Below are 21,290 nucleotides of genomic sequence, written 5' to 3' on the forward strand. Positions count from 1 at the left end.
TTTAAAAAGATACCGATGAAATTATTCCGCATTTATAGCCTGGCAGCCGCACTGGTGCTGTGTATAGCCAGTGTGCAGGCCCAGGACCGGATGGACCGCCGGTATGATGAAGACGCGGCTGCCGCGCGCCAGGCCGTGTGGGCCTGGGACCTGCCGGCGTTTAATAAACCGGATTTCAGTAAGATCAGCACCAGGGAATCGCAGGTGATCGTGGCAAAGCATATGGAGGTGCTGGCCACGGGCAAGCAGCGGGGCGACCTCGGCAAAGGTTTTTACTTTATCAAAACGGTGCGCACCATGGTGAAGATCAATGACAAGGCGGCGCTGGACGACTACTCTGAACTGGACTTCCAGAAAAGGACCAATGAATCCGGTTTGTATAGCACCGCTACCGCTAACTATGTGGGCGCCCGTATTATAAAACCGGACGGCACGGTGAAGGAAGTGAATGTGAAAGACGATGCCGTATCTACCAAACAAACCGATTGGGACCGCCGTGCCAAGCTGGCCATCCCGGACCTGCAGGTCGGCGACATCCTGGATTTCTTTGTGCAGTACCAGGCCCGCGGGCCGGTAAGCATTTTTGAACAGCAGGTCTTTGCCATGGGCGATGACTGCCCCATTATGAGCTATTCCATCCACTGCAAAATAGACAATGACTTTGCCATCGTGTACCGCGCGGTGAACGGCGCGCCGGAATTTAAACAGCAGGAAGAAGACGGCTCCATTATGCTGGACCTGCTGGTGCGCAACCTGCCGGCCATGCCTACTACGCTGTGGATGTCGCCCTTCCGCCAGATCCCCCTTATCCGTATGGAGTACCTCTTCAATCCCCGGGGCGGTGATTTTGCAGCAGGCCATGTGTACAAAACCGTGTCTGAGGAAAAGGTGAAAACCGCCGCCCTGCAACGGTTGTCTGAGTTTAAGAAATATGCGGCCAGCGCCTATTTTCCCGAAGTAGGGGAGCTGAAATCCATGATACGCCGCTATGAAAAGCAGCGGGGTAAAGACATTCCGAAGGACAGCCTGTCCGCTTACGTGTATTACGGCATGCGCTACCTGATGCTGTATAAGATCAATACTTTTGACAGCCGCATGGTGGTAGACCGCAGCCGCAACGACTGGCGGGTGAACAATAACAAGTTTGCCATGCTGCTCTCTGAAGCCCTGCACCATTTTGATATTGACTGTGATTTCATTTTTGCTACGTCCCGTTTTGGGCCGGATAGAAGTGAGCTGCTGGATCTGGACGACTATGAATACATCCTGCGCACGCATGAAGCCAAACCGGTGTTCATGAGCGCCGCGGGTATGTTTACCGGCTACGCCGAAATGCGGTACGACCTGGAAGGCGCCGTGGCGCCGGCTTTCTACGGCACCAGCGGCAAAAAGTTTGAGTCGCGCGCGGAGCAGATGACAGCAACACTGCCGGTGAGCACCGCCGCAGAAAATGCGCACCTGGAAAAAATGAAAGTGCAGCTGGATAACAACATGCAGCTGGTAGACATTAAACGCACCGTAACCCTGAAAGGGCACCTGCGCGTGGATGAGCAACGCCAGCTGATGGTATATGAGGATTACAATGAGGCAGAGCGCAAGGCACTGGGCATACCCAATACCTTCATGGAAGAAATGTCCGGCAGCCGCCGTAACAAGGCGCTGATAGACGATTACACCGGCGCTTTTGCAGATGCCCGCAAAGCCGTGAAGGACCAGTTTATGAGCGATATCAAAGGCGATTTTGACAACCCCGTAAAAGAGCTGAAAAGTTACAGCGTGGACAAAATGGGCCTGCGCCACACCGATCCTGATTTTGTGTACAGCTCTGATTTCACCATGGAAGGCCTGGTGAAGCGCGCCGGTAATAATTACATCCTGGATGCCGGGAAGCTTATTGGCTCCCAGCTCACCATCAAACCCTCCCAGCGGGAGCGCAAGGTGGATGTGTACATGCCTTTTGCCCGCACTTACCAGTATGATATAGACCTGCAGGTGCCAAAAGGGTATACCGTGGAAGGGGTGGATAAGCTGAACCGCAAGGTGGACAACGATTGCGGCACGTTCAACGTAACCGCCAGCCAGGCGGGCGATGTGGTGACCCTGCACATCAGCAAGGTGTATAAGAATGCGTTTGAACCGGTGGCCCAATGGGCGGATGTGCTGAAGGTGGTAGACGCCGCCAACGATTTCCAGGGAGAGAAGCTGCTGCTGAAGAAAAGCTAAGCCGCAGTCCAGCGAAAAACCCGGCACAAATTTACCTGCCGGGAAAGTTAAAAAACTCCGCAAGATCCCATAAAAAAACGCTGCCCAGTTTTGCCTGGCAGCGTTTTTATTGCGTGGAATAATCTAATGCGCGACGGAGCCCGATGGATTCGCCTCAAACTTTGCAATGACCTCGATAAGGCCTACAATGTGCGCGTTGAACGCGTCAAGTTCTTCGGCCGGCACCCACAGTTCATTGTGGATGGCACCACCCACGTTCTGCACAGGGTAACGGGCCAGGAAACTGCTATCCACGTCAAACATGGTTACGTAGCCGGCGCCATAGGCAGGCACGTTCCACTCACTGGATATCTGTGCAGCATAGGCTTCGTTCATTACCGGGTAGAAGAAGGGCTGATCCGGGAGCCGCGGTGGAAATTTCGTGTAGCCGGACGCTTTGATCAGTTCAAGTTCCTTTGGACCAACTGGCCGGTACAACGTGGTAAGCGCTTTTGCCATAGTCGTGGATTTGTACCTAAGATAGCAAAAAATCACATTTTGGATGCCGGGTGAAGATACTATCAGTATTTAAGCAGAAAATATTTTTAAAAATGACCGTTATAACATCTTTCAACAGGTTGTATAAAAAAGTAAGGAGTACTGTGCAGATTTGCATTAGCTTCGTATAGCCGGGAGAATCAGTTGCTGCAGCAGGATACACCAGGTGTGAAAATATAACATATAACACCCCCTGGTACATGATGTGTAATCCAAATAATTTCATTACATTAAACCTGCTACAGCATTTACCTATCCAAATAAGAACCAAAAATGACCATTTATGAGCGCAAGCCAATTGCTGAAGTGGGGCGGTTTGTTACTATTAAGCATCGTGGTACAGGCAGGGTGGGCCCAGAAGAAGGGTGCAGCTAAAGACAGTGCCCGGGTGGCAGCGGCCCTGAACGACCACCGTTTTGTCTTTGTGCCCCAGCAAATGATGCCTATGGGCGGGCGGGTACGCCAGGTAACGCCAGACTACACGGTAAAAGTGAGCGGAGATACGCTGAGGTCCTACCTGCCTTATGTGGGCCGTGCATACTCGGCGCCTATAGGGTCTACCACCGGTCCGCTGGACTTTACCACGCCGGTAACCTACATACTGGCCACCCGGAAGAAGGGGGGCTGGCTGGTAACGCTGAAACCTGTAAATTCCCGGGACATCCAGCGGTATGAATTCACCATTTTTGATTCCGGCTCCGCCAGCTTATCTGTGACCAGTACCAACCGGCAGCCCATATCGTACAATGGGTATGTGCAGCCGGTGGGCCAAAAATAAACGGACTGTTTACCAATTTTATCCTTACCCGGGGGCTCCTGCCTGCCCGGTGGCAACAATTTTTTGTCAATTACAATTAATTAACGAGCCAAGTCCAGCGAGACACTAATTTTACCAAACGACCATATTTCTTATATCACTTACCCCTCAACATTAAAACCGTGAAAAGCATAACCCAACAAAAAGTAGCCCGCATTTTTGGCAGTGAAATGGCCGACCTGATAGAGCAACACGCCACGCCAATGACGGTGCCAGCCGAAGAGACCATCATGCTGCCGGATGCCTACGTTAAAGTATTGCCCCTGGTGCTGGACGGATCTATCCGCATTTACCGCGTGGATGAAGAAGGAAAGGAAGTATTCCTGTATTATGTGGAGGCGCTGCAAACCTGTGCCATGTCTGTACTGGCCAGCCTGGGCGGCGACAAAAGCAAGGTAAAGGCGGTCACCGAAACGGAGGTGAAGCTGCTGGCCATTCCCGGCGACCTGGTGGAACGCTGGATGGAAGAGCAGATCTCTTTCCGCCGGTTTATCCTGCACACCTGCGGGCAGAAATTTGATGATCTTTTCCGGGCCATTGATAATCTTGCATTTAAGAAGCTGGACGAGCGCCTGCTGGAGTACATCCGGGAAGCCTGCCGCAACGGTGGTACCAATTTTGTCAGTATGACGCACCAGGAACTGGCCAACGAAATGAACACTTCCCGGGAGGTGGTATCCCGCCTGCTGAAGCAGATGGAGCGGCAAGGCGTGGTGCGCATGGCCAGGAGCCGGATCTCTTTGTTGGAAAGAGTTTAGTCCTGTGTGACTAATGTCACACTAATACTGGGCAAGAACCAGTTATATTTATAGTACCGTATACAACTGTAAAACTTTTGTTTTCCCCCGATACGCCAGCGGCGCGGGCGAAAAGATCCCAATGTTCAATATGCCTGGTGCAGACGAATACAAACAATACACCGATGCAGCACAATTCTCGGAAGCGGATTGGGTAGCAGGCTTGTTGGCGCGCGACAAAAACGTCATCGCCCTCTGCTACGACAAGTACGCCCCCGCATTGTACGGCTATATCCTCAAAACAGTACCCAGCGAACCTGCAGCGGCCAATGTGTTGTCCGCTGCATTTCTCCACATTATTAAGGGCATAGATGATTACCGGCCCTCCGAACTACGCCTCTTCACCTGGATGCTGCGGATCACCCACTGGGAAATGATCCGGCAAACCGGGGAAGGCCTTGAACTGCCGGCGGGCATAGTACACCGGCTGCCGGAAGGCAATGGGAGAAGAACGGGGTGATGCGGTAACTACGTATAATGGTTAGCGTTAGTCACTGCGTTACCGCTTAAAAACTACCAATGGTTTGGTAGCAAACAGATTAGCTGGTTTGTTGATCCTGTGCATTTAGTTTCCTGCAATTGTATGGGTTTGGGCTTGTTGTATAAAACAGTAGTCCACCTGCCTGCTGATTTCCAGCCCCTGGAAATGGTGGTGCCCAGAAATAAAAAAGCCAACAAAACCGCCTTTCGCTTTTTGTTGGCCTCTCCTCCGGATGTGGTGCTTCGCAGCCATTCAACCTAATGTTTTAACGCATCGATCCGGGATTGTCCCGTGATCACCTGTGCCTTCAGGTCATTGAGCAGGGTATACAAACCAAAGTAGGTCCGGTTCACATACAGGGAATGCCGGCTGCCCCGGGCCACCTTGCTCTCTTTCAGTTCCTTCAGGTTAGATAAATATTCTACGTAGTCATACATTTCCCGGAAATAGGCATCATTCCCAAAATCAAAATGCTCCTGGCGGAAGGGAATGGTCAGCAGGTCTATCAGGTGCTGGAACAGGCCGGAGTAGAACACAATATCCTGCTCCGTATCATTGTCATGGATCATTTCCAGTGCACGGTACACGCGGCGCCGTTTGGTTTCATCCTTCAGCGTTTCCGGGTCTGTGAGCAGGAAATAATTGATGTAGAAATCCTCCGGTATCTCTTTCACACAACCAAAATCAAAAATGCCCAGGCGCCCGTCCGGCTGCATCAGGAAGTTGCCGGGGTGCGGGTCTGCATGTACTTTGCGCAGGCTATGCATCTGGAACTGGTAAAAGTCCCACAGGGCCTGGCCAATCTTATTACGTACTTCCTGGCTGGGATGGGTGTGCAGGAATTCTTTTAAATGCTTACCCGGCAGCCAGTCCATGGTGATGATACGGCCGGAAGAAAGCGCGGGATAATATTCCGGGAACACCAGGTTGGGAATGTGCGCGCACCGGGCAGAAAGTTCCATGGAACGTTCCAGTTCCAGGTGATAGTCCGTTTCTTCCAGCAGCTTGCTTTCTATCTCTTCAAAATACTGGTCCATATCCACTTCACTGAGACCCGCTATGCGCATGGCAAAGGGCTTGATCAGGCGCAGGTCCGACTTTACGCTGTGCGCTACGCCGGGATACTGGATCTTCACTGCCAGGGTTTTGCCATCCAGCGTAGCCTTGTGTACCTGCCCGATGGACGCAGCATTGCTGGCCTTGAGCTCAAAACTGTCGAACAAGGCGGAGGGCGATTTGCCCAGGGTTTTCTGGAAAGTGTTCACCACCAGCGGACCGGAAAGGGGCGGGGCGCTGTATTGCGACATCGCAAATTTATCGGTGTAGGCCTTGGGCAGCAGGCCCTTGTCCATACTGAGCATCTGTGCGGCTTTCAGGGCACTGCCTTTCAGGTTGCTGAGGGTGTTATAGATGTCTTCCGCATTGTCTTCATGCAGGGCCTCCTTGGTAGTGGAGGGATCCATGAGCTTGCGGGTGTAGTGTTTGATATAATTGCCGCCCACTTTGAGGCCGGTGCTTACAAAGCGGCTGGCGCGTTCTACTTTGGAGGTAGGTATGCTGGATTGTTCTTTCATAAATCAGGTCGTTGCCGGGATGCCCGGCTGGCAAAGGTCACATAAAACAATAAAGCGGGCTGGCGGGCATCAGTGTTTGCCGGCCAGGATAAATTTTCCAAAATCCAGGAGGCTGTCCAGCGTGCTGGTGCCGATCAGCTGGAAACTGAGGGTTACCGCTTTTTCAATGGCGGCATCGGTCATTTCAAAACGGTCGCTGGTATCGTCCAGCCAGTATTTCAGGACAAACAGGGCCTGCAGCCAGAAGCCGTGCACGTATTTGTCAGAAATGTATTTGCGTTCCTGGATCTCGTTGGTGGCATAGCCGGTTTTGATGATGTCCGCCGCAAATTCCTTGAAGGCCTTGCGGAACAGGTCCAGCTGGTCGTACTGCATAATGGGCAGCTTAATGCGGCGCTCCTGTTGCAGCAGGTAACTGCGGTTATCCTTCAGGTTTTGCACCCAGAGGAAGTAGAAGGCCAGCAGCTTTTCGGAAGCACTGTACTGCTGGTAGGTTTCGTCTGCCTGCAACTGGGCTACCGTATCATTAAAAATGGCCAGCCAGATGTCTTTTTCAATGGCTTCCAGCGAGGTGTACTGGTCGTAGAACTCAGACTCCGGGATGCCCAGGCTTTTGGTGAGGGCGTACACGGAAACGGGCGCTTTGCCGTTCTCCAGCCAATACATTTTATATGCATCGCGAATTTCTTTTTTTTCCATAAAAATCGTTTTGTGGGTGAGGACCGGGTTAAGTACAGGGGACGCTACAAAGCTAAGGCTGTTTTGGTTACCGCGATGTTAAAAAAGGCGGATTTTTGCCCCCGGGAAAACATGATAAAAAGCAGGATTCCCGCATAAAAAAGTGGGCCGGGAAATGGCCCGCTCCTGCAACCCAGGAACAGCCCGGGAGATCATTTTCCTTTGGCCCAGGCGGGAAAAGATGCCCGTAGGGGCTACCTGGTTTTTAGCCACGTGCCAAACAAAAAAGCCAGCTGCTTTCCGGGGAAAACTGGCTGGCTGTATGGTCGGAGGATGATGCTTTAATTCATGGCGCCTGCACCGTTCACTACTTTTTTAGCAAAGCGGCTGGCGCGGCGTGCGTGTTTATTGAGCCGGGCGCGGGCATCGTCTGCCGCATCCACGGCTTCATCCAGTGCGTCTGCATTTTTGGCCAGGTAAATGATTACGCCTGCTGCGGCAGCTCCTACGACAAGTGATGCAAGAAGGATCTTTTTCATGGTCTATCGTTTTTGATGAAATGAATGCTTGTGTTTACAATACCGGTACAAGTGCTATGCCAAGGCTTTTCCGACCTATGTTAAATCCGCGCCTTACAGGCTCATGAATTCCGTTATGAATTCCGGGTATTTACGGCTATCTTGGCGTATTCTAAGTTTCTATTCTCGCTAACGTATGAAGACATCCCAAACCGTCCTGGGCATAGACCTGGGAGGTACCAATGTTCGCGCCGGCATTGTAGCACCTGCGCAGGAATTGCAGATCGTTTCCACCCGCATCCGGGCCAGTGGCACGGAACAGGAGGTGCTGGAAGATATTTACCAGGTGGCAGACCAGTTTATGCACAAAGGGGTCACCCATATTGGCATTGGTGTGCCCAGTGTGGTGGATGTGGAGCAGGGCATTGTGTATGATGTGGCCAATATTGCATCCTGGAAAGAGGTGCCGCTGAAAGCCTTGATGGAAGCGCGTTACAAGGTGCCCGTGCTGGTTAATAACGACGCTAATTGCTTTGTGCTGGGCGAAAAATATTTCGGGCAGGCTAAGGGTGTGCACTCCATCGTGGGGCTGGCCATTGGCACCGGCATGGGCGCCGGCATCGTGGTAAAGGACAAGCTGTTTTCCGGCAGTAACTGCGGGGCCGGCGAGTTTGGAATGGTGGAATACCTGGACCAGATCGTTGAATACTATGCCAGTGGCCAGTTTTTCCGCAACGTGTACAAGGAGGGTGGGGAAGTTTTCTTTGAAAGGGCCCGCCAGGGCGATGCGCAGGCACTGGCTGCCTTTGCGGAGCTGGGTACCCATATTGGCAACGCCATGAAGACGATCCTTTATACCTATGATCCCGAAATGATCATCCTGGGTGGTTCTATTGCACAAACCTACGATTTCTTCCAGGAAACCATGTGGGCACGCATCCGTACCCTGCAATTTACCAGGACGGTAGAGCGGCTACAGGTCAGGGTTTCCGGCTTAAAACATGCTAATTTGCTGGGCGCTGCCAGCCTGTGGATGGATGCTGCCTTGTAAAGGTAAGCAGCGCGGCATCTGTCCGCTAATTTGCCGGGCACTGCCAGCTTGTGGATGGTGCACTTAATTTACCTGGTGCCGCCAGTCTGCGGGCAGCTGCTGCCCTGCGGGCGTAAGCGCCCGTAACACGGCATCTATCAGCACTTCTATGCGCTGTAATTGCTGGGGAGAATAGTGGATGTACGCCAGGCGGAAAAACTCCTGCCAGGTAAGGGTAGCACCCTCGTGGGAAAGCGTGGAGCCGTCCCGGAACTGGATAAACAGCCGGTTGAACCCCGTCAGCAATTCATAATCACCCTTCATCTGCAGCAGCAGCTTGTGCAGGGGCGGGCAGGGCAGGTGGGCGGCGTGCGGCGCGCGTGCCTGCTGGTAAGCATTCTCCAGCAACACGTAGCTGATCAGCGACGCGGGTAATTTCAGGTAGGCGGCCAGGTAGTCCGTGGTCGTCTTGTCAGGAAGCGGGAGCGGGGGGCAGGTTGTTTTCACACTTATTGGTTTAAAGAAAGTAATGCAATCGGGGCACGCTGGTGCAAACGTGCGCTGTGTATATGAACATGCCAGGAACAATTTTCTACTAAGCAGGAGCTATCTATTGGTACACGCTGGTGGCTCACTCAGATAAGTGATATGGAAAATTTTTGGATGGATGATGGTATCGTGATAAGGACCTTCCCGGGAAAACAACTCCGCTAAGGACGAGAATTTCTCATCCAGGCTGGTTAATTTTTAGTTAACAGGACTTAAATCAAGGGTTATTTTGAGTGAATTTTTTACAAAATGAGGCAACTGGGCCAGCCGGTGCTAAAAAGGCTGGCGATTTGAACGGATAATTACACGTATCAGTTAAACGACTGCCGGAATTCCACGGGAGACTGTTGTGTCTTTGTTTTGAAAAGTTTGCTGAAGGATTGGGGATGCTCAAAGCCCAGTGCATAGGCTATTTCAGCCACGGAGCGGGTAGTGGTGGAGAGTTGTTCTTTTGCCTTTTCAATCAGCTTGTCGTGGATGTGCTGCTGGGTACTTTGCCCGGTAAGTGATTTTAGCAGGCCACTTAAATAGTTAGGCGATACATGCAGCTCCCGCGCCACGTATTGCACGGTGGGCAGGCCCTTGCGCGCCAGGTCGTCATCGTTGAAATAGGCCGTGAGCAAGGCTTCCAGCTTATCCAGGGTTTGATGGTTGCTGATCCGGCGGGTAATGAACTGGCGGTGGTAAAAGCGCTCCGCGTAATGCAGCAGCAGCTCCAGTTGGGAAATAATAATGCCCTGGCTGAATTTGTCGATGTTGGCGTGATATTCCTGCGCAATGTTGTGCACCAGGTTTACCACGGTCTGTTCCTCTTTGTCAGAAAGAAAGAGGGCTTCATGCACGGCGTAGTCAAAATATTCATACTGGCGGATCTGTTTTGCCAGGGGGGTATTCCATAGAAAGTCGGGATGTACGAGCACCAGCCAGCCTTCATGTTTTACATCTGCCGGCGCCTCAATGGCATACACCTGCCCCGGCGATACAAAGAACATAATGCCTTCATCAAAGTCATACACCTGCTGCCCGTAGCGCATTTTGGTACGGGGGCTTCTTTTCAGGGCAATGGAGTAAAACGTTTGCACATAGTTGGTTTCCAGGTCTTCCTGCCTCCACCGGATATCTTCAAAATTAATGACGCTGATCAGCGGGTGCTCCGGTTTGGGGAGCAGCCGTATCTGGTGATATTCCGTGATTGTTTTGATCTGTCGCAGTTTCATAAGGCCATATTCCAATTGTAAAAGTACCATGCGGCGCAGGTAAAAATGTAGCCGGATCTCCCGGGTTTGTAGCCTTTTCTATTTGTACAGCACTTGTTCTGCGGTGTAGTAGGTTTTGCGGCCGCCGTTGGTCTGGATCTCTATTTCTGAGCCGCCAGGGCTGGTGGTTTGCCTGGCATTGTGGATCTTAAAGAAATCCCGTACCTCGCCGGCAATAATGTCCGGGTGGGTTTTGAGGATCGTTTTTTCTGATTGGGTGAGCACTGTTTTAATGGAGTGCTGCAGGTCCTTGATCTTATCCGCTGGTATTTTGCCACCCACGGAAAATGGCGATATGCCCGCGTCCCAGAGTATCTCATCTGCATATGCATTGCCAATGCCACGGATCACGTGCTGGTCCAGCAGGATGTTCTTGATGCTGCTGCGCGTGCCTTCCAGCTTGCTTTTCAGGTAATCCAGGGTAAGCTCCAGCGCATCGGGCACATCGGGTTCTTCAGGATTGAGGGTGGGCAGGGCGGCGCCCATAAAATCCGTCATGGCCAGGCTGCTGCCGTCTTTAAAGTGCAGCTCCAGTACGGTGCCTTTTTCGTGCAGTGCTTCGTTAGAAAAATGCAGGCGGCCCCGCAGCATGAGGTGCAGCCCCAGTACATCTCCCTTTGAAAAGGCAATGCGTAGTTCCTTGCCACTGCGGTACACTTTGCTCACTTTCTGGCCGTGCAGTGTTTCCTGCATGGTCTTTTCAGCGCTGTGCGCTTTTTTAGATGGCACTATTACTTTTTCTACCTGCTTACCTGCCAGGAGCTTTTGCAGGTTATGACTGAATGCTTGCAGATCGGGTAGTTCCGGCATGACTGAATGATTAAAGGTGAATGGTTTGGGTGCATGGTAAACAGACCATGCAGCAATGCTACAACAATCCGGCCATCTCACCATTCACCAATGCATAGACCTGCCTCCTGGCCCGCCTGCCTCCGGCATAGCAAATCTTTCCTTGTAGTCATGCTCCGGGGTACCACAAGCATGCATATTTATGGTAAAGGTGATCAGGCAGGCGATCTACGCCGGTAAAACTTTCTTCATGCGATGAGGGCCTGTGAAGTTATATACGGGAAAAAGACAAATGCCGGGCCAGCAGGAAGCCCGGGTTGAGGAAGGCTGTGGCAAAAGAACAGGGCTGCCGGTGTGGCAGCCCTGTAAAATCAGGTGTTAGAGGGGCGGTATCCTTTAACGGATGTAATGTTAAGAAATTGTACGCTCGCCCCTTTAAAATTTTGACAAACGACTGTAATCGCCGTATGAACAGCCAATTATTGCTTTGTTTCGAGCAATTTGAAGAACTGATCCAGCTGTGGCAGGATCACAATGCGGGTGCGGCGGTTGGCAGCACGGCCCTCGGGAGTGTCGTTGCTGGCTACAGATACATACTCACTGCGGCCGGCGGCGGTGATACGGGCCGGGTCCATTTTGTAGTCGTTCTGCAGGATGCGGGTTACCGCGGTAGCACGTTTCACACTCAGGTCCCAGTTGTCCAGCAGTACGCCATTGTGGTAGGGTACATTATCGGTGTGGCCTTCCACCATGAACTCGATATTGGGCTGGTTGTTCAGTACCATGGCCACTTTACCCAGTACTTCCTTGGCGCGGGGTGTTACCACGTAGCTGCCGCTGGAGAACAGCAGTTTGTCGGAAATGTCGATGAACACTACGCCTTTTTCCACTTTGATATTGATGTCTTTGTCATCCAGGTTGCCAATGGCGCCTTTAAGGTTCATCACCAGGGCCATGTTCAGGGAGTCCTTACGGGCAATTTCAGACTGGAGGTTCTGGATGTAAGAGTCTTTGGAACCGATGTTGTCCAATGATTTCTTGATGCTTTCTGCCTGGGAAGAAGAGATCACAGACAGGTCTTTTAACTGGGTAAGCAACTGGCTGTTGTTGCCTTTAAGGCCTTCCAGTTGTTCCTGGAGGGAAGAGATGCGTGTCTGGTAGGCATGCTCGCGGCGTGCAAATTCAGCGCTGGAGTCTTTACCGTTTTCCTGGCAATGGTTCAACTGTTCCTGGAGTTGCATGTACTTGCCGCTCAATTCACCATATTGCTGCTGGCTGGCCTTCAGCTTTTTACCGGTACCACAGGAAAAAAGCAGGAGGGACGCTGCGCACAGGGGAAGTAGGAATATTTGTTTCATACAAAGAGCATTTGGTTTAAATCGTTGCCCCCACAAGTGCCAAAATCAGGCCACTTTAGGAAGAGGCTGATATTCATTCATGTATATTTGGTGAGGGGATTTAGGTTTAACGTTTTGTTAGGGAAGCCGCGCTGGTTTCACCCCTCGGCGTATAGTTTATGCTGCCGTGAAGCCATTTTTTTGCCGGTGCCAAACGGAGCAATGCCTACACGCGCTGCAGCGCTTTGTACCCCAGGCACAGCATCAGCGCATCTTCCACTATGCCCGCTACGCCATCTGGTATTTTTGTATGCTTTGTAAGCCGGGTGCGGGTATACCATAACAAATAAGCGGCACCCAGCGCAGTGGCACTGCCTATCAAGGCGCCCACCCATGCCTTTTGTTGTAACTGCTTACCCACCTGCGCGCCGGCCAGTCCGCCTGAAATGCCGCGGCCTATCAGGCCTAAAGGTTTTATGCGGTCGGGGGCCAGGGGCATCTTGTCACCAATCAGCTCCCCGGCGGAGAGGATGGTCCAGATGCCCGCTTTGGTGATGCGGGGTTGGGAGATACCTGTTTTTTCGTTCTTGTCTTTCTGCGCTTGCAGGTGGCGGCTTACCAGCGTGGGTGCCAGCATGGCGCGGGAGCCTGCTACCACGCCCAGGCTTGCAATAGTGAGGGTGTCAGATAACGTTAACTTGCTCATGAGGATCAGTTTAAGACATACGCCATAAAACGATGCCAAACACAAAAGGGCTTTGTGCCTGGCACGATTCCTCGGTTACATCCGTGGCCGTATTCACTGCGGGGCTATTTTCGCTATTGTACCGGAGGCGGCTGATTGCGCACTACCTGCCAAACGGCGCAAAGTTGGAAAACAGTTGCCCTGTCTCAGCAATGCTGGCCGCAGGCACATACTCGCTGCAAGCGCTATATTTTTCCCACATGGCCAGCACTGCGGGGTTCGTGTGTGCGGCATCTATCGCTGCCTGGGAGATCCATTCAAATACTTCTATGATGGTGCCATCTGCGGCTTTCATCATAATTGAAGGCCGGTCTGTTACCAGGTGTTCACTTTTTAGCGTGGGCAGGTGTGTGTGCATCAGGGCCTCCAGTTCGGCAGCTTTGCCGGGCAGGGGACGATAGCAGGCAATTACAATTCTTGACATATCAGGAGTGGTTTGTATGCAGTGCACGGTTATGCCTGTTTGTTGGCGCGGATCATTTCGTTATACGTTTGCCGGTGCAGCATGGCCGTTACCGTCTGGGCAATGCGTTTGCCCAGCGTGGCCTCGGTTTTGGCGCTGTCTATCCATTTTGAAAAATACATTTGGTGGGAGCGGGGCAAGGTGTTGAAAAAGGCCAGTGCCGCCGGCTCATCCTGCAGGCATTCCAGTAGCAAGGTATTCACTTGCTGGGGCGTGGCGTCCGCGGTCATTTGTACCTGCACTGTGGCGCCCGTGCCCTTGCCAATGGCCTTACGGATGTCGGCCTTGAGGGGCAGGATGAAGTCGCCCTCACCCATGGGCAGGAGGGCTGCCTGCGCAATGGCGTGCTGGTCTACTTTACCCTTTACCCGGAAGGATTTGCGCATGCCGGGTTGCAGTTGCTCCGCCATAGCGGCGGGTATCGTGATATAACGCCAGCCGGTTTTCTCGCCCATGGCGCCAAACTGCTGGATGACAGCGGTAAAACGGATCATGCCGTTAAGGTACAAAAAAGGCTGTAATTAGCCATGAGCTTGCATTGCGTGGCATAGTTTTCGTAAAATAGTTGAAGGAAACCATCATTCATCACGCTTAAATTATTTTATTATGAAAGACAATACGATCGGCAGCCAGGGTTTACAACAAGGTGGTAAAGAGCTGGGCAATGACTACAGCCGGGATCTTACCCGTGAAAAACAGGAAAGTGAAACCGCCAAGATCATAGTAGAAAAAGGCCAGAAGAAAACAAACAAGAAAACGCCGGTAGAACGCAATGGTGAACGCCACCGCTAACTGCAAAAAAATAACATCCATTCCCCTTGAAAGCCGTTCCATCCATATGGGACGGCTTTTTGTTGCAATGGCTAAAATATTGACAGGCAGGGAGAAAAAAATATTAGGTGTATAATCCACCTTTTTACCTATCTTGTTTAAACATTTGGTGCTTGGTACTTAGCTTTTTTACCACGTTATGCTGTTATGAATTATGCCACGATGCCGGAAGCGAGCCTTTGGCAAGCGTTTAAGCAAAGCGATGCCCAGGCGTTGAGTGAGATTTACGAACGCTTCGTCAATGAATTGTATAACTATGGCTATCATTTTGTGATGGATGCTGCCCAGGTGCAGGACGCCATCCAGGATGTTTTTGCTGATCTGTGGCGTACCCGGGAACAACTTTCTGACACCACTTCCATTAAATATTATCTCTTCTGCTGCCTGCGCCGCCGTTTGGTCCGGCTCCGGGAAACGGACGCCCGCACTACCCTCTGGGTGGAAGATGGGCAGCACGACCCACACACGGAATCTGCCGAGCATGTGATGATCAAGGTGGAAGAATCTGTGCAGCAGATGAAACGCCTGCAACAGGCCATTGCCACCTTGCCGTTTCGCCAGCAGGAGGTGATCCGGTTGCGCTTTTATGACGATTTTTCCTGGGCTGAGATTGCGGGCATCCTGCAGATCAATGAGCAGTCCGTGCGGAATCTCGTTCAGCGGGCGGTCCTTAAATTAAGGACCATTTGCTGAATCGATTTAGGTCCCTTACCAGATCACCTTCTCCGTCTCTTACTCCTTCTTCTTCTCGTTTTCCTTACCCGCCTTGCCTATTAATTCCAACGTGCGTTCATAGGGATTGCCCTCCAGGCTTTCGTGGCCGGGAACAATGATCCTGGCCGATGGGAACTTTGCTTCCGTTTTCCGGATGGAAGCCGGCCAGGCCTGCAGGTCGGCATCGCCGGTATAGCCTATGCTGGTAGCCAGGCCGCTTTTGAGAAAGCATCCGGCAAAGAGTACCTGGTCCTCCGGCAGCCATACTACAATGTTATCCGTGGTGTGGCCGGGGCCGGGATAAAAGGTTTGTATGCGCGTACCGCCAAAGCGGAAAGTGGTGTCTTTGGAAAAAGCGTGGGCCGGGGCAGCCTTGCCGTTAGCTGCGCACAGTGCCACGGTTTGTGCGCTGGCGTAAGTAGGAATGCCGCGCGCTGCCAGGGCTTTTATGCCCCCTACGCGGTCCGCATGCCAGTGGGTGCTGATGCAGGCCACTACTTTTTCATGAAAGCGGGCCTCCAGCTGGTTTACCAGCGTGTCTGCCTGCTCATCGTCCCAGGGAGTGTCTAATAATACAATGCCCGCCGGGGTGCGCACAAACAGGCTGTTGGCCGGGTACCAGGTCTTATCGTCTGGTTTCCCGTAGGTGACATATAAATAGGAATGACCTTTTAACGGGGATATCTCCACCAGCGTGGCGGAATCCCGCTGGGCCAGGGCGTGGCCGGCCAGCAGTAACATGGGGAGGAGGAGCAGTTTTTTCATGGCGGAAATTAAGGCCCCAAAAATAATTTAAAAATATTTTGCGCCAGGTGAGTTAAAACAACCTAAAGCGTACTTTATACATTTAACGACCTTTATTTCATCCGCATGCACGATCATTCCACGTCAGACATAGCGGCCTTCCTGGCCGACCCTGGTTTTGCGGCCTGGGTAAAATATGGAGAGCAACATCAATACTGGACGGCCTTCCTGGAGGCACATCCCCATCAGCGGGAAGTGGTAGAGCAGGCCGGCGCCATTATCCTTGCTGCCGCCAGTATGCCCATACATTACCCCGAAGAGGCGGAAAGACGCCAGCTCTGGGGCCGGATAAATAGTGCATTGCAGGCAGAAGCCGTGGTGGCCGCCACGGCCCCGCCGGACCACGCGCCGGTACCGTTGCAGCGCAAGCCCCGCCGCCATGGCTGGTGGGCCGCTGCTGCCGCGGTGCTGGCCGGTTGCATCGTGGTGCCTTTGCTGTGGCAACGCCATGCAAAGGTGGATAACTACGCGGTACTGCTGCGCCGCGCCGGCCTCTCTGCGGACCACCGCACAGAAGCCCGCAATGAAGGCAATAAGCCCCTGTGGGTTTCCCTGCCGGATGGTAGCTCCGCCGTGCTGGCGCCGGGTGGGCGCCTTACCTACGCGGATGATTTTACCGCCAGGAACCAGCGCGAGGTATACCTCTCCGGCGCTGCTTTCTTTGAAGTCCAGAAAAAGGCCACGCATCCTTTTGTCGTATATGCGTCTACGTTAGCAGTCAAAGTGCTGGGCACCAGTTTTTCGGTTACCGCACCCAATGATAAACCCGAAGTACAGGTGCAGGTGAAGTCTGGTAAAGTGCTGTTGTACACCGGTGCGGAAACCCATAGCCTGGTAGTAAATGCCCGGCAGAAAGCAGCGCTGACCAACGGGCAGCTGTTGCTCACGGAAAAACCGGAAGAAGCGGCCAAGGCCACCCCGGAAACGGAGCCCAGCGCACTCGCTGCTGCAGAGCAGGTGCCCCTTACGTTTGAAGACGCCTCCATCCCGGAAGTGTTCTCCACCCTGGAAGAGGCCTACGGCATTCATATTAATTATGATAAAGCGCAGCTGAGCCACTGCCGGCTTACGGCCTTCCTGAGCGATGAACCGCTGCCGGAAAAGATCCGCCTGATCTGTAAGGCCATCGGGGCGCCCTATGAAATTAACGGGAGCGAGGTGACCATCCGGGGAAAGCGTTGTAATTAACACAGTTTAAATTATCATATCAGTACACGTAACAAAACGGTATAGCTGTCGTACACCCGGGGTGTAACCCGCTGTAATAAATAACACTTTTACTATGCTAACAGTATACTACCAGTATGTATACTGCATGCTAGCAGTTTGTATAGTCCGGCGTAACAAAACGTATAGTCATCATAAACACAGGTAACAAAACGGCATCATCTTATTACTTAATCCACATAGTCCGAAGCAAACAGTATAGTAATTACAGTCTCACTACACATAGTCCGAATCCGTAAACGAAATCGAAACAATTATTATCAACCAAGCTGTCTAAAAAACCACGTATGACGAAATTCCTCACCTAAGATCTTGTGCAAAAAAAAACCGGCGGTATGGCAGTACCACCGGTATGATTTTCCACGAGCAGTTACACCTTGACCCATGCAAGCCTGCATGGGAAAGGCCCGTTATTGCTCATTTCTAATCCAGATTCATTTCCAAGTTATGAAAAAACGATTACCTGTCCATGATTTAATAGGTCTAATCATGCGAATAAGCATTTATCAGCTACTGCTGCTTACAATTTTTACCCAGGTGACCTTCGCCACTGCCGGCAAGGCCCAGGAGGTGCTCGATAAAAAGATCACCTTTGCGGCCCGCCAGGAAACGGTGGACAAAGTGCTCGCCGATATTGGCAAACTGGCCAAGGTGAAATTCCTCTATAGCTCTACCCTGATCGGCTCCGACCGCAGGGTGGATTTCTCGGCAAATGACCGCCAGCTGGGCGCTGTGCTGGATTCCCTCCTGGGGCCCCTGCAACTGGCCTACGAGGTATCCGGCCACCAGATCGTGCTGAGCCGCACCTATTCTTATGACGCTGCCAACCGGGTGGCCGCCGTGGCGGTGACCGGCCGGGTAACGGACGAGAAAGGCATGGGCCTGCCCGGCGTGACCGTAAAGGTGAAAGGCACCACCAATGGTACCACCACCGATGTAAACGGTCACTTTAAACTGAACGTGCAGGACGACAACGCCACCCTGGTGTTCTCCTTCGTGGGGTATACTTCCCAGGAAGTGGCCCTGGCCGGCCGCGCCACGCTGAACGTATCCCTTACTGCTTCTGCCAACTCCCTGAATGATGTGGTAGTAGTAGGTTACGGCCAGCAGAAAAAGGCGTCCATCACCGGTGCCATTGCTGCGATCAACTCCAAAGACATTGAGAACGCCCACGGCGGTTCTACGGTGAGCACCACGCTGGCCGGTAAGATCCCCGGTGTTACCTTCCGCATGAGCGACGGCCGCCCCGGCGCCAGCGCGGACATCAACATCCGTAACATGGGCAACCCGCTGTACGTAATTGACGGAATCCAACAGGACGCAGGCCAGTTCAACAACCTGTCGCCCAACGACATTGAAAGCATTGCTGTACTGAAAGACGCCTCGGCGGCTATTTACGGGGTGCGTGCGGCCAATGGCGTGATCGTGGTGACCACCAAGCGCGGTAAACTGGGCGCGCCCAACCGCTTTAACGTGGACGCCTACACGGGCTGGCAGAACTGGAGCCGGTTCCCCAAGGTGACCAATGCCTATGAATGGCAGGAGGCCAAGGTGGAAGCGGACATTAACCAGAACGGCACTACCAATATGACACGCGAGGAACTGGCCAAATGGAAACAAGGCACCGAAAACGGTTACAAGAGCTTTGACTGGTACAAGTTCATCGTGAAGCCCAATGCGCCTTTGTACTCTGCCAACCTGAATACTTCCGGTGGTTCTGACCGTATTAACTATTACGTGTCCGGCACTTACCTGAAACAGTATTCTGTACTGGGCCGCCAGTTCACCTTTGACCGCGCTAACTTCCAGAGCAATATCGATGCAAAGGTGAGCAACCGCCTGCGCCTGGGCATGCAGATCAACGGCCGCCTGGAAACCCGCGACCAGCCTGGTGTTCCAGGTGGTGACGACTATTGGGAAGCGCGCTTTGCCATCCTGCGTAACACGCCGATGGAAAGACCGTATGCCAATGACAACCCCAAGTACCCGAATGACATTGGCCATAACACGGAAAACTGGGCCCTGCAGAACAAAACCCTGTCCGGCTACTGGCACAGCGACTGGCGCGTACTGCAGACCAACGTGACCGGCGAGTACGACCTGCCCCTGAAAGGCCTTACCCTGAAGGGAATGTTCTCCTACTATTATGCAAACCAGATCATGAACGGCCATGAATACACCTATGATGTGTATACTTATGATGCCGGGTCTGATACTTATAAAGTGACTGGCGGTAGCTCCAACCCCTGGCGTGAAAGGGCGAATGAGTATGTGATCTCCCCCGTAACCCAGCTGCAGCTGAACTACAACCGTACCTTCGGCAAGCACACGTTTGGTGCCACCGCGCTGAATGAAAGGATTGAGCGCCACCATATTTATAACTGGCTGCACGCGGTGCCTACCAACAACGTACTGCCCATCGTGTTCTTCTCCGACATGGATACCTACACGGACCAGGATACGTATGAAAACCGTATTGGTTATGTAGGCCGTTTCACTTACAACTACGCTAACAAATACTACTTTGAAGCCAGTGCCCGCCGCGATGCTTCTTACAAATTTGCACCGGACCACCGCTGGGGTACTTTCCCCTCCGTATCCGGTGGCTGGCGTATTACAGAAGAGCCCTGGTTCCGCAACCTGGTAAGCCAGCAAACCCTGGGCGACCTGAAACTGCGTGCTTCTTACGGTTCACTGGGTGATGATGATGTAGGGCTGGCGGATTACGCTTACCTGCCTGGTTACAACTACGGTTTCCTGCCGCAGAGCATTTACCAGAGCAACACCTACCTGTCTACCGTGATCCTGGGCGGCCAGTCTGTGAAAGGTGCCCGCAGCACCGGTGTACCCATTACCAACGTATCCTGGTTCACCAGTAAGATCTTTGACGTGGGTGCCGATGTGTCCCTGCTGCACGATAAACTGACGGCTACCGTGGATTACTTCAACCGCAAACGTACCGGCCTCCGTGGCCCGAAATACGACGTGCTGATGCCTTCCGAGCTGGGTTACAGGCTGCCGGACCAGAACGTGAGCAGCGACCAGGTGCGCGGTGGTGAACTGTCTCTCAGCTATCGCAACAGCAAGAATGGCTTTACCTATAGCGTGGGTGGTAACGTGTCTTACGCACGCCAGAAGTTCCTGGATTCCTACAAACCCCGCTTTGGCAGCCACCTGGACCAGTACTACAACTCCGGTGAGCACCGCAACAGTAACCTGTTCTGGGGTTATGAAGCTATTGGTCAGTTCCAGAGCCAGGAGCAGATCGATAACTACAAGGTGAACATTGATGGCAGTAACAACAGGACCCTGCTGCCCGGTGACCTGATCTACAAGGATATCAATGGTGATGGGGTGATCGACAACCAGGATACCCGCCCCATTGGCTATGGTACCGGTAAAACGCCCATTGTGAACTTTGGCCTGAACTTCAGCTTTGCTTACAAGGGCTTTGACCTGAACATGAACTTCTCCGGCGGTGCCATGTATTCCTTTAACCGCAACTGGGAAATGCGCTGGCCCTTCCAGAATGGGGGTGCGCTGCAACGCATTTTCTACGACAGCCACTGGCACCACGAAGATCCGTTTGACCCGAACAGCAAATGGATAGCCGGTAAGTATCCTGCCATGCGCTTTAACGATGGAGGCCACAGCGATTATAACAAGAGCTCCACTTTCTGGCTGGTGAATGTGCACTACCTGCGCTGCCGTACGCTGGAGCTGGGCTACTCCCTGACCAAAGGTCTCCTGGAACGCACCAAGATCTCCAAGGCACGCATTTATGTGAACACCAATAACCTGTTCTCTCTTGACAACACCCACCAGTATGGCGTGGATGCGGAGATCTATGACGACAACGGTCTTACTTATCCGCAGAGCAAATTCGTGAACGTGGGCGTTAATCTTTCCTTCTAAAAGCA

Annotated in this window: 22 protein-coding genes; 9 read left to right on the forward strand and 13 right to left on the reverse strand. The window is 52.6% G+C overall.

Annotated features, from left to right (window positions below):
• Window positions 1–15 precede the first annotated feature (15 nt).
• Window positions 16–2,223 (forward strand): DUF3857 domain-containing protein, encoded by a 2,208-nt coding sequence (locus DCC81_RS16665; protein ID WP_108687720.1) that lies wholly within the window; start codon window positions 16–18, stop codon window positions 2,221–2,223.
• 123 nt (window positions 2,224–2,346) lie between these two features.
• Here DCC81_RS16665 and DCC81_RS16670 read toward each other — a convergent pair whose 3' ends face one another.
• Window positions 2,347–2,721: a hypothetical protein gene (locus DCC81_RS16670; protein WP_108687721.1), complete on the reverse strand. Its 375-nt coding sequence runs from the start codon at window positions 2,719–2,721 to the stop codon at window positions 2,347–2,349.
• A 322-nt stretch (window positions 2,722–3,043) separates the two neighbouring features.
• On the opposite strand from DCC81_RS16670, the gene DCC81_RS16675 reads away from it, so the two are divergent.
• From DCC81_RS16675 to DCC81_RS16685, 3 genes are all read left to right on the forward strand, one after another.
• A complete protein-coding gene (locus tag DCC81_RS16675; RefSeq protein ID WP_108687722.1) occupies window positions 3,044–3,538 on the forward strand; it encodes a DUF4251 domain-containing protein in 495 nt (164 codons plus the stop codon).
• A gap of 161 nt (window positions 3,539–3,699) precedes the next feature.
• Window positions 3,700–4,335 (forward strand): Crp/Fnr family transcriptional regulator, encoded by a 636-nt coding sequence (locus DCC81_RS16680; protein WP_108687723.1) that lies wholly within the window; start codon window positions 3,700–3,702, stop codon window positions 4,333–4,335.
• Between the two features lie 121 nt (window positions 4,336–4,456).
• On the forward strand, window positions 4,457–4,834 hold the full coding sequence (locus tag DCC81_RS16685; RefSeq protein WP_108687724.1) for an RNA polymerase sigma factor: 378 nt from the start codon (window positions 4,457–4,459) through the stop codon (window positions 4,832–4,834).
• 105 nt (window positions 4,835–4,939) lie between these two features.
• Here the strand turns inward: DCC81_RS16685 and DCC81_RS25575 are convergent, their stop codons facing one another.
• From DCC81_RS25575 to DCC81_RS16700, 4 genes are all read right to left on the reverse strand, one after another.
• Window positions 4,940–5,107: a hypothetical protein gene (locus DCC81_RS25575; protein WP_165806619.1), complete on the reverse strand. Its 168-nt coding sequence runs from the start codon at window positions 5,105–5,107 to the stop codon at window positions 4,940–4,942.
• Between the two features lie 5 nt (window positions 5,108–5,112).
• Window positions 5,113–6,429 carry an ABC1 kinase family protein gene (locus DCC81_RS16690; protein WP_108687725.1) on the reverse strand — a complete coding sequence of 439 codons (1,317 nt, stop codon included), beginning with the start codon at window positions 6,427–6,429 and terminating at the stop codon, window positions 5,113–5,115.
• Between the two features lie 69 nt (window positions 6,430–6,498).
• Window positions 6,499–7,128: a TetR family transcriptional regulator C-terminal domain-containing protein gene (locus tag DCC81_RS16695; RefSeq protein WP_108687726.1), complete on the reverse strand. Its 630-nt coding sequence runs from the start codon at window positions 7,126–7,128 to the stop codon at window positions 6,499–6,501.
• Between the two features lie 320 nt (window positions 7,129–7,448).
• Window positions 7,449–7,646: a hypothetical protein gene (locus DCC81_RS16700; protein WP_108687727.1), complete on the reverse strand. Its 198-nt coding sequence runs from the start codon at window positions 7,644–7,646 to the stop codon at window positions 7,449–7,451.
• 175 nt (window positions 7,647–7,821) lie between these two features.
• Here DCC81_RS16700 and DCC81_RS16705 point away from each other — a divergent pair, with 175 nt between their 5' ends.
• Window positions 7,822–8,676 (forward strand): ROK family protein, encoded by an 855-nt coding sequence (locus DCC81_RS16705; protein ID WP_108687728.1) that lies wholly within the window; start codon window positions 7,822–7,824, stop codon window positions 8,674–8,676.
• 63 nt (window positions 8,677–8,739) lie between these two features.
• Here DCC81_RS16705 and DCC81_RS16710 read toward each other — a convergent pair whose 3' ends face one another.
• The 7 genes from DCC81_RS16710 to DCC81_RS16740 all read right to left on the reverse strand — a co-directional run bounded on the left by DCC81_RS16710 (window position 8,740) and on the right by DCC81_RS16740 (window position 14,288).
• Window positions 8,740–9,162 carry a hypothetical protein gene (locus tag DCC81_RS16710; RefSeq protein ID WP_108687729.1) on the reverse strand — a complete coding sequence of 141 codons (423 nt, stop codon included), beginning with the start codon at window positions 9,160–9,162 and terminating at the stop codon, window positions 8,740–8,742.
• Between the two features lie 353 nt (window positions 9,163–9,515).
• Window positions 9,516–10,421 (reverse strand): helix-turn-helix domain-containing protein, encoded by a 906-nt coding sequence (locus DCC81_RS16715; RefSeq protein WP_108688289.1) that lies wholly within the window; start codon window positions 10,419–10,421, stop codon window positions 9,516–9,518.
• A 78-nt stretch (window positions 10,422–10,499) separates the two neighbouring features.
• Window positions 10,500–11,270, reverse strand: coding sequence for a DNA-formamidopyrimidine glycosylase family protein (locus DCC81_RS16720; RefSeq protein ID WP_108687730.1), 771 nt, complete (start codon window positions 11,268–11,270; stop codon window positions 10,500–10,502).
• 458 nt (window positions 11,271–11,728) lie between these two features.
• Window positions 11,729–12,607 (reverse strand): OmpA family protein, encoded by an 879-nt coding sequence (locus DCC81_RS16725; protein ID WP_108687731.1) that lies wholly within the window; start codon window positions 12,605–12,607, stop codon window positions 11,729–11,731.
• A 205-nt stretch (window positions 12,608–12,812) separates the two neighbouring features.
• Window positions 12,813–13,292, reverse strand: a complete 480-nt coding sequence (locus DCC81_RS16730) for a hypothetical protein (RefSeq protein WP_108687732.1) — start codon at window positions 13,290–13,292, stop codon at window positions 12,813–12,815.
• A 142-nt stretch (window positions 13,293–13,434) separates the two neighbouring features.
• Window positions 13,435–13,755 (reverse strand): hypothetical protein, encoded by a 321-nt coding sequence (locus tag DCC81_RS16735; protein ID WP_108687733.1) that lies wholly within the window; start codon window positions 13,753–13,755, stop codon window positions 13,435–13,437.
• Between the two features lie 29 nt (window positions 13,756–13,784).
• Window positions 13,785–14,288 carry a YdeI/OmpD-associated family protein gene (locus DCC81_RS16740; protein ID WP_108687734.1) on the reverse strand — a complete coding sequence of 168 codons (504 nt, stop codon included), beginning with the start codon at window positions 14,286–14,288 and terminating at the stop codon, window positions 13,785–13,787.
• Between the two features lie 112 nt (window positions 14,289–14,400).
• Between DCC81_RS16740 and DCC81_RS16745 the strand changes: the two genes are divergently transcribed.
• Window positions 14,401–14,586, forward strand: coding sequence for a hypothetical protein (locus tag DCC81_RS16745; protein WP_108687735.1), 186 nt, complete (start codon window positions 14,401–14,403; stop codon window positions 14,584–14,586).
• A 186-nt stretch (window positions 14,587–14,772) separates the two neighbouring features.
• A complete protein-coding gene (locus tag DCC81_RS16750; protein ID WP_108687736.1) occupies window positions 14,773–15,318 on the forward strand; it encodes an RNA polymerase sigma factor in 546 nt (181 codons plus the stop codon).
• A 39-nt stretch (window positions 15,319–15,357) separates the two neighbouring features.
• On the opposite strand, the gene bla is transcribed toward DCC81_RS16750, so the two are convergent.
• A complete protein-coding gene (gene bla, locus DCC81_RS16755) occupies window positions 15,358–16,104 on the reverse strand; it encodes a subclass B1 metallo-beta-lactamase (protein ID WP_108687737.1) in 747 nt (248 codons plus the stop codon).
• A 105-nt stretch (window positions 16,105–16,209) separates the two neighbouring features.
• Here bla and DCC81_RS16760 point away from each other — a divergent pair, with 105 nt between their 5' ends.
• Window positions 16,210–17,331 carry a FecR family protein gene (locus tag DCC81_RS16760; protein ID WP_108687738.1) on the forward strand — a complete coding sequence of 374 codons (1,122 nt, stop codon included), beginning with the start codon at window positions 16,210–16,212 and terminating at the stop codon, window positions 17,329–17,331.
• 528 nt (window positions 17,332–17,859) lie between these two features.
• Window positions 17,860–21,285: a SusC/RagA family TonB-linked outer membrane protein gene (locus DCC81_RS16765; RefSeq protein WP_108687739.1), complete on the forward strand. Its 3,426-nt coding sequence runs from the start codon at window positions 17,860–17,862 to the stop codon at window positions 21,283–21,285.
• Window positions 21,286–21,290 lie beyond the last annotated feature (5 nt).

The sequence above is a fragment of the Chitinophaga parva genome, assembly GCF_003071345.1.
Taxonomy (GTDB): Bacteria; Bacteroidota; Bacteroidia; order Chitinophagales; family Chitinophagaceae; genus Chitinophaga; species Chitinophaga parva.

Bases quoted from the DNA above. Each gene is read 5' to 3' on its own strand.
- DCC81_RS16695 (WP_108687726.1), bottom strand. From the start codon at position 7,128: ATGGAAAAAAAAGAAATTCGCGATGCATATAAAATGTATTGGCTGGAG.
- DCC81_RS16750 (WP_108687736.1), top strand. From the start codon at position 14,773: ATGAATTATGCCACGATGCCGGAAGCGAGCCTTTGGCAAGCGTTTAAG.
- DCC81_RS16740 (WP_108687734.1), bottom strand. From the start codon at position 14,288: ATGATCCGTTTTACCGCTGTCATCCAGCAGTTTGGCGCCATGGGCGAG.
- DCC81_RS16720 (WP_108687730.1), bottom strand. From the start codon at position 11,270: ATGCCGGAACTACCCGATCTGCAAGCATTCAGTCATAACCTGCAAAAG.
- DCC81_RS16725 (WP_108687731.1), bottom strand. From the start codon at position 12,607: ATGAAACAAATATTCCTACTTCCCCTGTGCGCAGCGTCCCTCCTGCTT.
- DCC81_RS16700 (WP_108687727.1), bottom strand. From the start codon at position 7,646: ATGAAAAAGATCCTTCTTGCATCACTTGTCGTAGGAGCTGCCGCAGCA.
- DCC81_RS16705 (WP_108687728.1), top strand. From the start codon at position 7,822: ATGAAGACATCCCAAACCGTCCTGGGCATAGACCTGGGAGGTACCAAT.
- DCC81_RS16670 (WP_108687721.1), bottom strand. From the start codon at position 2,721: ATGGCAAAAGCGCTTACCACGTTGTACCGGCCAGTTGGTCCAAAGGAA.
- DCC81_RS16685 (WP_108687724.1), top strand. From the start codon at position 4,457: ATGTTCAATATGCCTGGTGCAGACGAATACAAACAATACACCGATGCA.
- DCC81_RS16760 (WP_108687738.1), top strand. From the start codon at position 16,210: ATGCACGATCATTCCACGTCAGACATAGCGGCCTTCCTGGCCGACCCT.
- DCC81_RS16735 (WP_108687733.1), bottom strand. From the start codon at position 13,755: ATGTCAAGAATTGTAATTGCCTGCTATCGTCCCCTGCCCGGCAAAGCT.
- DCC81_RS16715 (WP_108688289.1), bottom strand. From the start codon at position 10,421: ATGAAACTGCGACAGATCAAAACAATCACGGAATATCACCAGATACGG.
- DCC81_RS16765 (WP_108687739.1), top strand. From the start codon at position 17,860: ATGCGAATAAGCATTTATCAGCTACTGCTGCTTACAATTTTTACCCAG.
- DCC81_RS16690 (WP_108687725.1), bottom strand. From the start codon at position 6,429: ATGAAAGAACAATCCAGCATACCTACCTCCAAAGTAGAACGCGCCAGC.
- DCC81_RS25575 (WP_165806619.1), bottom strand. From the start codon at position 5,107: ATGGCTGCGAAGCACCACATCCGGAGGAGAGGCCAACAAAAAGCGAAA.
- DCC81_RS16665 (WP_108687720.1), top strand. From the start codon at position 16: ATGAAATTATTCCGCATTTATAGCCTGGCAGCCGCACTGGTGCTGTGT.
- DCC81_RS16675 (WP_108687722.1), top strand. From the start codon at position 3,044: ATGAGCGCAAGCCAATTGCTGAAGTGGGGCGGTTTGTTACTATTAAGC.
- bla (WP_108687737.1), bottom strand. From the start codon at position 16,104: ATGAAAAAACTGCTCCTCCTCCCCATGTTACTGCTGGCCGGCCACGCC.
- DCC81_RS16745 (WP_108687735.1), top strand. From the start codon at position 14,401: ATGAAAGACAATACGATCGGCAGCCAGGGTTTACAACAAGGTGGTAAA.
- DCC81_RS16730 (WP_108687732.1), bottom strand. From the start codon at position 13,292: ATGAGCAAGTTAACGTTATCTGACACCCTCACTATTGCAAGCCTGGGC.